This is a genomic window from Pseudomonas sp. P7548 (genome assembly GCF_013386585.1).
In the GTDB taxonomy this organism is placed as follows: domain Bacteria; phylum Pseudomonadota; class Gammaproteobacteria; order Pseudomonadales; family Pseudomonadaceae; genus Aquipseudomonas.
This window is the reverse complement of sequence record NZ_JACARO010000207.1, coordinates 1-339: the sequence shown is the minus strand read 5'-3', so window position 1 is coordinate 339 and position 339 is coordinate 1. Positions and strand designations below refer to the sequence as shown.

General features: G+C 56.9%; 1 protein-coding gene. It reads left to right on the top strand.

The genetic code is table 11. The features are described from left to right. Positions 1–178 precede the first annotated feature (178 nt). Positions 179–339, top strand: a 161-nt coding sequence (locus HX803_RS32270; protein ID WP_178926097.1) for a LysR family transcriptional regulator, incomplete at its 3' end; no start/stop codon positions are given.

Sequence of the window (339 nt, the reverse complement as noted above, 5' to 3'; positions counted from 1 at the left end):
CCACGCGATGGCGCGCGCTGATTCCAGCGAAGGTGATCGGACTGAACAGCGTCGAGAGTGTCGTCATGGTGAAGATCTCCTGGTGTTGAGGTGATTGCATGGAGCAAGTCTGCGGCAGGGGATCCAGATTGATAATTGAGCTACTGTTTGATGGATATTCAAAAAAATTGGAATAATCATGGACAACTTGGGTGACATCCGTTTGTTTGTCGAAGCCGCGCAGTTGGGCGGTCTCTCGCTCGCAGGCCGCAAGCTGGGGCTGTCGCCGGCCGCTGCCAGCGCGCGGTTGCACAAGCTTGAGTCCTCGTTGGCTACCCGCTTGTTCGAGCGCACCACGCG